The following is a 12,768-nucleotide window of genomic DNA, read 5'->3' on the forward strand; positions in this document are numbered from 1 at the left end:
CCTTCGTGGCACACCCAGCCCGCCGAGTGGGCCCGCTCTGAGCCGCGCCCGCTTCCCCGTTCACTGATACTGAGGAAATGGGCAAACTAGGGCGATACGCCCCAGCGCGCCGACAGGGCGACCGTGTGCCCCCGGAGGGCGGGGGCGGCCGTGTGCCGCACGGGGGTGGGGTGCCGGTGGCCACCCCGAAGGCCCGGCACCGATCGGCGGGCCGGCGCCTGCTGTCGTGGCGCAAGCCGCGCAGCGTCGCCGGTCAGGTCTTCCTGCTCCAGTTCGTCGTGGTCCTGCTGCTCATCGCCACCGCCGTGACGGCCCTCGTGATCCAGGACCGCAACCGGGCCCTCCAGGAGGCCAAGGACCGGTCCCTGGTGACCGCCGAGGCGTTCGCGAACGCCCGGGGCACCGCCGACGCCATGGAGAGCGACGACCCGACGGCCGAGCTGCAGCCCCACGCCGAGGCGGTGCGCAAGAAGACCGGCGTCGACTACGTCGTGGCGCTGAGCCCGTACGGCTTCCGGTGGACCCACCCCGACAAGGACCAGATCGGCAAGCACGTCTCCACCTCCTACGGCAACGCGCTCGAGGGCGAGCCCCACCAGACCACCTTCGACAGCAGCCTGGGGAAGGCCGTCGACTCGACGGTGGCCGTCTTCAACGACAAGGGCGACGCCGTCGGCCTCGTCACCGTGGGCGTCACGGTCGACAAGGTGACCGGGGTCGTGCAGGAGCAGCTGCCCGTGATCTTCGCCGCCGGCGGTGTCGCGCTGCTGCTGGCCGCGGGTGGATCCGCGCTGGTCAGCGGGCGTCTGCGGCGGCAGACCCGGGGCCTCGGGCCCGTCGAGATGACCCGGATGTACGAGCACCACGACGCCGTGCTGCACGCCGTCCGCGAAGGTGTGCTCATCCTCGACGGCGACGGCGGACTGCTGCTGGCCAACGACGAGGCACGCCGGCTGCTCGCCCTGCCCGCGGACGCCGAGGGCAGACGCGTCGGCGAACTCGGTCTGAGCCCGGCCCTGGCCGACCTGCTGCGATCGGGCCGGGCCGTCACAGACCTCGTCTTCCTGGCCGGCGACACCCTGCTCGCGGTCAACGTACGACCCGTGGGCCCTCGCGCGGGCTGCGTGGCCACCCTGCGGGACACCACCGAGCTGCGCGCGCTCGCCGGCCGCGCCGACGTGGCGGGCGGGCGCCTGCAACTGCTCTACGAGGCCGGCACCCGGATCGGCACCACCCTCGACATCGGACGCACCGCCGAGGAGCTGACCGAGGTCACCGTCCCACGCTTCGCCGACTTCGCCACCGTCGAACTCGTGAAGTCCGTGCTGCACGGCGACGAGCCCACCGGCGCGAGCACGGAGATGCGTCGCGTCGCGGTCGCGGGCATCCGGGACGACCCGCCCTTCCGGCCCGTCGGCACCCTGATCCGCTACCAGCCCGGCAACCCCGTCACCACCGGGGTCACCACCGGCCGTCCGGTCCTGGTGGCCGACCTCGCCGCCTCCGACGGCTGGAAGGCCCAGGACCCGGGACGCGCGGGGCGGCTCATCGTGTACGGGATGCACTCCATGATCTCGGTGCCGCTGCGGGCCCGGGGCCAGCTGCTGGGGGTCGTGCAGTTCTGGCGCTCGGAGCAGGCCCCCTTCGAGGACGACGACCTGTCCCCGGCGGAGGAACTAGCCACCCGCGCCGCCGTCTGCATCGACAACGCGCGCCGCTACACCCGCGAGCACACCACGGCCGTCACCCTCCAGCGCAGCCTGCTGCCCGGCACGCTCCCCGAGCTGTCCGCGCTGGAGGTCGGGCACCGGTACCTGCCCGCGCAGGCCGGGGTGGGCGGCGACTGGTACGACGTCATCCCGCTGCCCGGCGCCCGCGTGGCCCTCGTCGTGGGCGACGTCGTCGGACACGGGCTCCACGCCGCCGCGACCATGGGCCGCCTCAGGACCGCCGTGCACAACTTCGCCGCGCTCGACCTGCCGCCGGACGAGCTCCTCGCCCACCTGGACGACCTCATCGCCCGGATCGACCATGACGCGGCCGCCGAGGGCGACACCGAGGCCATCACCGGGGCCACCTGCCTGTACGCGGTCTACGACCCGGTCTCCGGACTGTGCGTCCTCGCGCGGGCCGGTCACCCCGGACCGGCGCTCGTCTCGCCCGACGGGGCCGTGACCTTCCCCGACATCCCCGTCGCCCCGCCGCTCGGCGTGGGCGCGGGGCTGCCGGTCGAGACCGCCGAGCTCCGGCTGGCCGCCGGCAGCCGGCTGGTCCTCTACACCGACGGCCTGGTCGAGGCCCGGGACCGGGACATCGACGTCGGGCTCGGCATGCTGCGGGAAGCGCTGGCCGCCACGCACGGCGCCAGCCTGGACGCCACGTGCCAGGCCGTGCTCGACGCGATGCTGCGGACCAAGCCGAGCGACGACGTCGCCCTGCTCGTCGCGCGTACCCGGCTGCTCGACCCCGACCAGGTCGCGGAGTGGGACGTGCCCGACGACCCCGCCGCCGTCCCCCGGATCCGTGCCGAGGCCGGCCGCAGGCTGGAGTCCTGGGGGCTCGGCGAGGCCGCCTTCACCACCGAGCTGATCCTCAGCGAGCTGGTGACGAACGCCATCCGGTACGGCCGGAGCCCCATCGGCCTGCGGTTGCTGCGCGACCACGACGGACTGATCTGCGAGGTCGCCGACGGCACCAGCACCTCCCCGCATCTGCGCCGGGCCACCTTCACCGACGAGGGGGGTCGCGGTCTGTTCCTCGTGGCGCAGATGTCCCGTCGCTGGGGGACCCGGTACACCGACCGGGGCAAGATCATCTGGGCGGAGCTGGCGCTCGACGGCGAGGCCACCGGGGACCTGAGTGGCCTCCTCGACCTGTGACGCGGTGAGAACCCGGGGTCAGGAGCCTTCGTCGACCGTGAGGAACGGGATCTTGGCCGGGTCCCGGCCGAAGGCGGCCCCGAGGTAGACGGCCGACAGCTTGGCGAGTGTCCCGTCGTCGATGAGCTGCCTGATCACCCGGTCCAGTTCGGCCCGGTTGCGCGAGCCCATCGGGTAGAGGGCGCCGTAGCCCTGGTCGGTGCGGTACTGGCCGACGAGGCTCACCTGGCTGCCCTCCTTCTGGGCGTACGGCAGCAGGATCGTCGTGTCATGGACGACCGCGTCGATCCGGCCGTCCTCCAGTGCCCTGATCATCTCGGGGTCGTTGGCGTAGGCCGTGACCGGCTTGACCGGCTTGATGCGGTCCTCCACGAACTGCTCGCCCGTGGTGCCCTCGGCGACCCCGATGCGTACATCGCTGATGTTGTCCTCGTCGATCCGCTCACCGTCCCTGATCAGCAGGCCGAGGGTGGAGGAGAGGTAGGGCGGGGAGAACTCGGCGACCTTGCTGCGTTCCGGTGTGATCGTGATCTGGGCCAGGGCCAGGTCGAAGTCCTCGGTCCGGCCGGACACGACCTCCGGGAACGGGGCGTTCTTCACGTCGACCCGGTCGAGTCCGGAGCGGTAGGCGATGTTGGCGGCCATGCAGTACTCGTAGCCGCTCTTGACGGAGTCCGGCGTGTCACCGTTCCACCAGCCCGGCGCCGGCAGGGTCGTCTTGACCGTGAGGGCCCCGGCCGTCTCCGGGGTCAGATGGAACTCGCCGTGCCGCCCCGAGACGTCGCAGTCGCCGTAGCGGACCTTCGACGCCTTCGACCCGTCCTGGTCGCAGGCCGAGGTCACGACGATGAGCGCCCCGCTGACAGCCAGAGAGACGATCGCTGCCGCGGCGCGCATCATTGCACCTCCGGTAGGGGCAAACTGCTGGAATCACCATAAATCAACCAGGGCGGGGCTGTACGGGGGCGAGCCACAGGGGTGCCATGGCGGACGCGCGCCGAGGCCCCCGGCCCGGTGACGGACGTGGGGGCCTCGGCGGCGTTCGGTGCGAGGTGGGTTCAGCGGGCGGCGGTGGCGGCGACCTCTTCGGGGGCGGGAGCCGTCGCGGACTCGTCCTCCTCCAGCCGCACGTCCTTCGTCTCCTTGCCCACCAGCAGGGCGATCAGCGTCAGCACCGCCATCGAGGACAGGTAGACGCCGACCAGCCACGGCGAGCCGTCGCCCGCCTCCCACAGGGCCACCGCGATGAACGGGGCGACCGCGGCGCCGAGGATCGAACTGACGTTGTACGAGATGCCGGACCCGGTGTAGCGCATGCTCGTCGGGAACAGCTCCGGCAGCAGCGCGCCCATCGGGCCGAACGTCATGCCCATCAGGGTGAAGCCGAGCACCAGCCACAGCACCACGCCGAGCGTGCCCAGGCCGATCAGCGGCACCCACACCAGCCCGAAGACGACGATGCCCGCGGTGACCCAGGCCAGGGTGGTGCGGCGGCCGTAGCGGTCGGCGAGCGGGCCGGAGACCAGGGTGAACACCGCGAAGAACAGTACTCCGAAGATCATCATCAGTACGAAGGTGGTGTAGCTGTAGCCCAGTCCGGGCACGGCGGCGTCCGTCGCGGTCCGGCCGTAGCTCAGCGAGAACGTGGTCATCAGGTAGAAGAGCACGTACGTCGCCAGCATGAAGAAGGTGCCGAGGATCAGCTGCTTCCAGTGGGTGCGGGCCACGGCCGCCAGCGGCAGCTTGCGCACCAGCCCGGCCTCCCGGGTCTTCGCGAACACCGGCGACTCGACCAGGCGCATCCGCACCCACAGGCCGATCGCGACCATCACGGCCGAGAAGAGGAACGGCACCCGCCATCCCCAGCTCAGGAAGGCGTCCGAGGGCTGGGACGGGTCGGCGCCCGCCGCGGACGGCATCAGGGCGCCCATGATCAGGAACAGCCCGTTGCCGATGATGAAGCCGAGCGGCGCCCCCAACTGCGGGAACGTGCCGAACAGCGCGCGTTTGCCGCTCGGGGCGTTCTCCGTCGCGACCAGCGCCGCGCCGCTCCACTCGCCGCCGAGCGCGAAGCCCTGCGCCAGGCGCATCAGCACCAGCAGTGCGGTGGCGACCCAGCCGGCCTGCGCGTAGGTGGGCAGCACGCCGATGAGGAAGGTGGCGATGCCCATGGTGAGCAGCGAGGTCACCAGCGTGCCCTTGCGGCCCAGGCGGTCACCGAGGTGTCCGAAGACGACGGCGCCGATCGGGCGCGCGACCATCGCCGCGCCGAACACGGCGAACGACGACAGCAGGGCCGTGGTCGGGTCGCTGCTCGGGAAGAACAGCTTCGGGAACACCAGGACGGCCGCGGTCGCGTAGATGTAGAAGTCGTAGAACTCGATCGTCGTCCCGATGAGGCTGGCGACGAGGACGCGGGACCGCGAATTGACGGGGGTGCCTGCGGGACTGCTGGTGGGTGCGGACATCTCTCGGTCTTTCGAGGGGGGACGGTCGCGGCGGCGCGTGCCGACGGACCCGCACGGCGGCACTCGGCCCCCGTCATGGGGATAGGTGCACAGTGCAGGTAGATCGAAGACTCTCAGACATCTCATGCAGCAGGAAGCTGATCTCGTGATGTGAGACGGCTGTGCGGTTGCTGGGCTGCTGTCGGGCCGACAGCCGGGGCTCCTGTCAGGCGGGAACTGGGGTTGCTGTCGGGCCGGGAAGCCAGGCCCGCGCCTCGGCGAAAACCCGTGGCACGGGGCGAGCGGCGCTCCCTAGACTCGCCGCAGGACGCCGCCCGCGACGGGCGGCGCCGTCACGACCGACGACGAGGGGAGACAGGCCGTGCGTGCGCACACCGCCACCGCCGCGCCCCTTTCCCGTTCCCGTTCCCGGTCCCGCTCCCGTTCCCGGTCCCGCCGGGCCGAGGTGATCCTGGTGTCCCCGGCCGCCCGGTGCCCGCTGCGCGCCCGGCACCGGACCCCGTGACGCACGTCTGACCCAGCGCCCCCGCCTGCCGTGGGCCCGCGCTGCCGTGCGCCGGGACATCGCGCCGCCCTCTTCCGGACCATCCGAAAGGCCCCCGGCCGTGCGCACGCACACCCACTTCCACCACAGGCCGTCCCACACCCCTGCCCAGGCCCTCGCCGCCGTCCGCAACCTCGGCGTCCTCGCCCACGTCGACGCCGGCAAGACCACCGTCACCGAGCGGATCCTGTACGCCACCGGCGCCACCCACAAGCGGGGCGAGGTCCACGACGGCACGACCGTCACCGACTTCGACCCGCAGGAGCGCGACCGGGGCATCACGATCTTCGCCGCCGCCGTGAGCTGCGACTGGGACGGGCATCGCGTCAACCTCATCGACACCCCCGGCCACGTCGACTTCGCCGACGAGGTCGAGCGGGCGCTGCGCGTGCTCGACGGCGCGGTCGCCGTGTTCGACGCCGTCGCGGGCGTCGAGCCGCAGAGCGAGTCGGTGTGGCGGCAGGCGGACCGGCACGGCGTGCCGAGGATCGCCTTCGTCAACAAGCTGGACCGCGCGGGCGCGGACCTCGACCGGGCCGTGGCGTCGATCCGGGAACGGCTGCACCCGGTGCCGCTGGCCGTGCAGCTGCCGATCGGCACGGAGGACGGCTTCCGCGGGGTCGTCGACCTCGTACGGATGCGGGCGCTGGTCTGGGCCGACGACGGCACCCGCACGGCCGGGGACGTGCCGGAGGAACTGCGGGCGGAGGCCCTGCGGCGCCGGCGTCTGCTGGAGGAGGCCGTGGCCGAGCTGCACGCCGAGGCGCTGGAGGAGTTCTGTGCGCGGGGGACCGTGTCGCCCGGGACGCTGACGGCCGCGCTGCGGGAGGTCACCCGCACCGGGGAGGGCGTCGTCGTGCTGTGCGGCTCGGCGTACCGCGACCGCGGTGTGGAGCCGCTGCTCGACGCGGTGGTGGCGTACCTGCCGTCGCCGCTGGACGTACCGCCGGTCCACGACGCGCAGGACCCGGACGAACGGCGTCCGGCCGACCCCGGCGCGCCCTTCGCCGGGCTCGCGTTCAAGGTGAGCGCCACGCCGACCGGCCGGCTGACCTACGTACGGGTGTATTCGGGAACGATCGGGAAGGGGGACACCGTGCTGGACACGGGCGCCGGGCGCACCGAGCGGATCGGGCGGATCCTGCGGGTGCAGGCCGACCGGCACGCGCAGGTCGACGAGGCGGTCGCCGGGGACATCGTCGCCGTCGTCGGCCTGAAGTCGGCCAGCGCGGGCGCCACGCTGTGCGCGCCGGACGCCCCCCTCGTCCTGGAACCCCCCGGTGTGGCCGAGCCGGTGGTGTCGGTCGCCGTGGAGGCACGCAGGTCCACCGACACGGACCGGCTGGCCGCCGCGCTGGCCCGGCTCGCCGAGGAGGACCCGTCGCTGGTCGTGCGCACCGACGCGGAGACCGGGCAGACGCTGCTGTCCGGGATGGGCGAACTGCATCTGGAGGTCGCGGTGGAGAGGATCAGGCGCGAGACCGGCCTGGACGTCGCCGTCGGACGGCCGAGGGTGTCGTACCGCGAGACCGTCGGCAGCGGCGTGCGCGGCTTCGTCTTCCGGCACGTCAAACAGGACGGCGGCGCGGGCCAGTTCGCGCACGTCGTGCTCGACGTCGAGCCGCTGGAGGCGGGTTCCGGCTTCGAGTTCCGCTCGGCCGTGGTCGGCGGGCGGGTGCCGCAGGAGTACGTCCGTGCCGTGGAGGCAGGCTGCCGCGACGCCCTCGGCGAGGGGCCGCTCGGCGGGCACCAGGTGACGGGGGTGCGCGTCACCCTCACCGACGGGGCGACGCATGTGAAGGACTCGTCCGACACCGCGTTCCGCACCGCCGGCCGCCTCGGGCTGCGCGACGCCCTGCGCTCCTGCGCGATGGTCCTGCTGGAGCCGGTCGCCGAGGTGACCGTCACCGTGCCGGAGGACGCCGTCGGCACCGTCCTCGGCGACCTGGCGGCACGCCGCGGCCGCGTCTCGGGTTCGGTCACCCGGGCGGGCGCGGCGGTCGTCACGGCGACGGTGCCCCTGGCCGAACTGTTCGGCTACGCGACCCGGTTGCGCAGCCGCACCCAGGGCCGAGGCACCTTCACCACCCGCCCGACGGGCTACGCCCCGGCCCCGACGGCACCGTCCGCCGGGTGAGGGAGGGGGCGGCCTCACCTCGTACTCGGGGTGGGGCCGCACTTGCTGCTTCGGCAAGAGGACGGGGTCGTTCAGTCGGCGACGTCGACCCCGTACCCCCGTGCGAGGGCGTCGAGGCCGTGGTCGTAGCCCTGACCGACGGCACGCAGGCGCCACAGTGGCCCCCGGCGGTAGATCTCCGCGAGCAGCATCGTGCGCTCGGTGGTGGCGGCGTCGAGGGTGGCCCGGGCGAAGGGTGCGCCACTGCTGCCGGGGGCCGCACCGATCTGGACGGCGCCGACGGTCCCGAACGTGGTGGCGCCGTCGATGGCCGCGGCGACGACGATCTTCCGTGTCGAGGGTGGCAGGGACGCCAGGTTCAGGGCGATGGTCTGTTCGGCCGGACCACCGGTCAGCAGGCGCGCCGTTCCGGCCGGGTTCTCCGGGGCTCCGTAGAAGATGAAGTCCTCGTCGAAGCCGACCTGTTCGTCCTCGTCGAGGAGGAAGGCGACGACGTCGATCTCGCAGTCGGGCCGGGGGGCCCAGCCGGCGGTCACGTACCACTCCGGCGTGGGCCCACTGTGCGGCACGGGCAGGTCGATGACGCCGCCCCTCGGCATCACGTGCGGCTCCTGGGCCCGGAGCGTCGACGGCTGCCGATCCGTGGTGGTCGGAGACGTCAGCCAGTGGAGGTCGTGCACGGGAAGTTCGAGAGCGGTGATGCGCTTTATGCGCCGGTCGCGTTCCCCTCCGGACAGGAGGACGACGTCGGTGACGCTGGCGGACAGGTTGATCGCCGCGGAGCCGCCCAGCTCCACGACGCGAAGACGAGCTGCCGCGGCATCGGCATGGACGCCTCCGAGTACCAGCACCCGCCGCCCGGACAGCGGCTTGTCCACGGTGTCGGTGACGGGCACCGGTCGCCGCGGCGACGGGACCGATACAGGAGGGGAGGGCTCGGGGACGGCCGTCGCCTCCGGAGTGGGCGCTACCGGGGCCGCGGTGGGCGCCGGCTTCACGGGCTCGATCTGTTCTGCTTCGGGCTCGGCGGCCACCGGGACGGTCCTGGCGGCCGGCACCTCATGTGCTGTTCCCGGCCTTACGTCGGTCAGCAGCCGCAGGAAGGTCTGCTCGTCGATGACGGGTACGCCTTCGGCAACGGCCCGCCGGGCTTTCGTCGAACGGGACGCCGTGTCGTTGGTGACCAGCACGCTGGTGTGCCGGCTGACGGAGGTCATCATGTTCAGCCCGGCGGCCACCGCCCGGCCGACCAACTCCGCCCGGGCGTGAGCGGTGTCGCCGGTGATCGCGACCTTCATGCCCTGCCGGAGCGGCCCGCCGGGTGCCAGACGTCCCGGATTGCGGTAGGCGCAGGGGGTCTTCGGCGGACTCGGGGTGAACTGGGATTCCGCCCGGGGTGGGCAGGTCACCAGGGGCAGGGGCAGATCCAGCCGGGCCGCTTCGCGCAGTGAGGCCCGCAGGACGCCGGCGAGTACGCGGGTGTCGTCCAGCGCGTCGTGCGCCCGCTGCTGGGGGATGCCGTAGTGGGCGGCGAGCGTGCCCAGCTTCATGTCGTCCGTGGGCGGGTCCACCTGGCGGTTCAGAGCCAGGGTGCACAGTCGCTGCGACACCGGCAGCCACATCCGTGCCCGGGCGAACTCGTGGGCGAGGAAGTCGTAGTCGAACTGGGCGTTGTGGGCCACCAGAACACGGTCCTGGAGCATCGCGCCGATCCGTCCGGCCACCTGGTCGAAGGTGGGCGCGCCTTTCAGCCGCTCGGAGGTGAGTCCGTGGACATCGACCGGCCCGGGATCGCAGCCGGGGTTGAGGAGCGTCGAGAACTCCCCGGTCTGCTCACCGTCCGGACCGAGCGTGATCACCGCGACGGACAGCACACGGTCCCGCCGGGCCACGAGTCCCGAGGTCTCGACATCGACCAGGGCCCAGTCATAGGCGTCATCACGCGCGGCCGAAACGTCCAGGAAGGGAGAAGCGAGACTCATGGGGGCCAGGATGATCCGATATACGGTCTCCATTCAACCTAGATCGCTATTTTCCTTCCCAACGGGGTCGCCGGCTGTGCCGTGGCCGAACGCAGCAAGCGTTTGATCGACGGCATGGCCGCAGGCCAGACTGCTCTCCATGGGATCAGTGGGAACCACCGACGGAGCGCGATGAGTGGCAGCCTGCCCTTGTTCCGTTATCACCCGGATCCGTTGACGACGGGTGCCGTCCGCGCGGCCACCGAGACATGCGTCTGCTGCGAGCGGGACAGAGGGTGGATCTACGCAGGTCCCTTCTACTCCGTTCAGGACGTCGGGGGGAGTTTCTGCCCGTGGTGCATCGCGGATGGAAGCGCGGCCGAGCGGTTCGCGGGCGAATTCTCGGACTCCTATGGGCTCGAGGGTGTCGGTGAGGCCGTCCTGCATGAGGTCACCCGGCGCACCCCTGGATTTCGCGCCTGGCAGGATCCGCACTGGCTCGTCCACTGCGGGGACGCGGCCGCCTTCGTGGGCGAAGCCGGATACGCCCGGCTGGCGGAGCATCCCGAAGTCCTCGACCAGCTGCAACCCTTGGCCGGCATGGGCCAGGGCGCGACCGCCATGCTCTTCCGCCGCACCCGCTGTGGAACCCACCTCGCCTACGTGGACGCCTCCTGAGCCGCCTGTGCCGGTAGCCGGAGCCCGCGATGTGGTCGCCTTCCGACCACATCGCGAGTTCCGGGTGTACCGGCGCCCGCCGGCAGCGGGTCACCTCCGCCGGTCAGGGATACGACACCACCGTCGACGGCACCGTGGACGTCCCCGACGTCGGGGCGCCCGTGTCGTTGATGACGTGTTCGTACTGGCCCTGGCCGCCCAGGGAGACCACCAGGAGGTTGTGGAAGCGGACGTTCGGGCGGGTCGGGGCGGCGAAGCCGTGGTGCTGGACGATCGTCGGGTCGACGTTGTAGTAGCAGTAACTGCCCAGGCCCCAGCCCTCGTGCGAGGTCACCGCGTCACCGACCCGGTAGGCGGCGTAGCCCTTGACCGAGCCGTTCTGGATGGCAGCCTGGTTCGGGGCGTCGTACGCCTTCTCGTTCTGGAAGAAGATCGTGCGGCCCCGCTGGCCGAACCACTGCACGTCGTACTTGTTGAAGTGCTCCACGAACAGGCCTGTCGCCAGGACGTCGTCGCCGTTGACGACCACGCCGTAGTCGGCCCGGTTGGTCTCCCAGCCGACGCCGTCGCCGTGGTCGGCGCGCCACACCCACGTGTGGTCGATGATCGTGTGCCGGTTGTTGATCACCATGCTGGTGGTGGCCTTGCCGGGGCCCGCGCCGCCGATGCGGATGAACACGTCCTGGACGGTGGTCGGGTTCGCGGAGTGGTCGCGGGAGGCGCCGCGCGGGCCTATCTCCAGCAGGGTCGGGGAGTTGACCGGTCCCGCGTCCACGAGGAAACCCGCGAGTCGCACCCCGTCCACGTCGGCGACCTTGACCGCCGTCACGCCGCCGTCGGGGATGAGGGTCGCGTAGCCGAGGCCGAGGACGACCGTGTTCGCCCGGTTGATCCGCAGGGGCTCCGACAGGTGGTAGATGCCGGGGGTCAGGAGGAGGTGCAGGCCCTGCTCCAACGCCTGGTTGAGCGTCGCCGCCGTCACGCCGGGGCGGGCCACGTAGAAGCGGGTGAGCGGCAGTGACGTGCCGCGCGGGGTGCCGTTGCCCCAGGTCACCCCCCGTGCGTTCGTGCGCTTCTCGGGGAGGAAGACCCGGTACTCGCTGCCCTGGAGGTACAGGAACGGCTTCTCGCGGGAGACCGGTGTGGTGGTCAGGGTGGTGTACGGCGGGTCGGGGAAGCTCTGCGCGGGCGCACCCTCGACACCCGAGAACACCATGTTCCAGACGCCGTTGAGCCAGCTGCCGATCGCGCTGTCGCGGGTGTACCACTGCTGCTGCGAGTAGGGCCCGATCTGGCCGTCGATCCGGCTGTCCGCGATATAGCCGCCGCTGGCCCAACCGTAGCCGCTGGGGGCGAGGTTGAGGCCGCCGCGGACGTGCATCCGGCGGAACGGTGCCGCCTGTGCGACCGCCCAGCGGTTGGTGCCGTCGGCCGGCACCAGGGCGAGGTTCTCCGCCGAACGCCAGAAGTTCTGCGTCGCGTTGCCGTCGAACCAGCCGGCGTCGACGGTGACGTCCCCGTTGATGGTGGTGTCGTCGGGGGAGAGGCCGAGGCCCGCGATGGAGGTGTAGAAGCCGAGCTGGGCGTTGAGGCCGTGATAGGTGCCGGGCTTGAACAGCAGGGCGTAGCGGCCGGTGCCGAACTGGGCGGACTCCTGCTGCCGGAACACCTCGTCGAGGCGGGCCTGGATGCCGGGGGTCGACGGGTCGAAGACGAGGACGTTCGGGCCGAGGTCGCCACCGCCGGGCAGGGCGCGCGGCTTGCCGCAGGGCGCCGGCGCGGCGGAGGCGCGGGCCGCCGCACCCAGTACCACGGGTGCGGCGGTGGCCGCGGCGGCGGCGCCCAGCAGGGTGCGGCGGCCCACCGTGGGACGGGAGTCGGGCTGCGCGTCTCGCCTGGCGGCGGACGGGGAGGGGTCAGGCATGGGGCGGCTCTCCTGGTTCAGGAAGTGAACGAAGTGGGGTCTGGGAGCGCTCTCTTGCCGCTGAATGGTTCAACCGCGAAATGAAAAGGTCAAGGGGTTGGACAAGAGTCCGGGAAGTGCGTCCAAAGCCTTGACGCCGTCCCGCCCAGGGGCTTAACTCACGCTCTAAATTAAGCA

At 72.0% G+C, this 12,768-nt stretch carries 7 protein-coding genes; 3 read left to right on the forward strand and 4 right to left on the reverse strand.

The genetic code is table 11. The features are described from left to right. The first annotated feature begins 77 nt into the window (after window positions 1-77). Window positions 78-2,879, forward strand: a complete 2,802-nt coding sequence (locus tag F8R89_RS29365; RefSeq protein ID WP_151786771.1) for a SpoIIE family protein phosphatase/ATP-binding protein — start codon at window positions 78-80, stop codon at window positions 2,877-2,879. An 18-nt stretch (window positions 2,880-2,897) separates the two neighbouring features. Here F8R89_RS29365 and F8R89_RS29370 read toward each other — a convergent pair whose 3' ends face one another. Further along, window positions 2,898-3,776 carry an ABC transporter substrate-binding protein gene (locus F8R89_RS29370; RefSeq protein WP_225994529.1) on the reverse strand — a complete coding sequence of 293 codons (879 nt, stop codon included), beginning with the start codon at window positions 3,774-3,776 and terminating at the stop codon, window positions 2,898-2,900. Window positions 3,777-3,937: 161 nt separating this feature from the next. Further along, window positions 3,938-5,347, reverse strand: a complete 1,410-nt coding sequence (locus tag F8R89_RS29375) for an MFS transporter (RefSeq protein WP_151786773.1) — start codon at window positions 5,345-5,347, stop codon at window positions 3,938-3,940. 605 nt (window positions 5,348-5,952) lie between these two features. Between F8R89_RS29375 and fusA the strand changes: the two genes are divergently transcribed. Continuing rightward, the gene (gene fusA, locus F8R89_RS29380) at window positions 5,953-8,028 is read left to right on the forward strand and encodes an elongation factor G (RefSeq protein ID WP_151786774.1); all 2,076 of its coding nucleotides are present in this window, start codon (window positions 5,953-5,955) and stop codon (window positions 8,026-8,028) included. A gap of 71 nt (window positions 8,029-8,099) precedes the next feature. Here fusA and F8R89_RS29385 read toward each other — a convergent pair whose 3' ends face one another. Further along, window positions 8,100-10,010, reverse strand: a complete 1,911-nt coding sequence (locus F8R89_RS29385; protein ID WP_151786775.1) for a TerD family protein — start codon at window positions 10,008-10,010, stop codon at window positions 8,100-8,102. Window positions 10,011-10,181: 171 nt separating this feature from the next. Between F8R89_RS29385 and F8R89_RS29390 the strand changes: the two genes are divergently transcribed. Continuing rightward, window positions 10,182-10,667 carry a CbrC family protein gene (locus F8R89_RS29390; protein WP_151786776.1) on the forward strand — a complete coding sequence of 162 codons (486 nt, stop codon included), beginning with the start codon at window positions 10,182-10,184 and terminating at the stop codon, window positions 10,665-10,667. Between the two features lie 103 nt (window positions 10,668-10,770). Here F8R89_RS29390 and F8R89_RS29395 read toward each other — a convergent pair whose 3' ends face one another. After that, a complete protein-coding gene (locus tag F8R89_RS29395; protein WP_151786777.1) occupies window positions 10,771-12,591 on the reverse strand; it encodes a coagulation factor 5/8 type domain-containing protein in 1,821 nt (606 codons plus the stop codon). Between the last annotated feature and the right edge of the window lie 177 nt (window positions 12,592-12,768).

The sequence above is a fragment of the Streptomyces sp. SS1-1 genome (assembly GCF_008973465.1).
Lineage (GTDB): Bacteria > Actinomycetota > Actinomycetes > Streptomycetales > Streptomycetaceae > Streptomyces.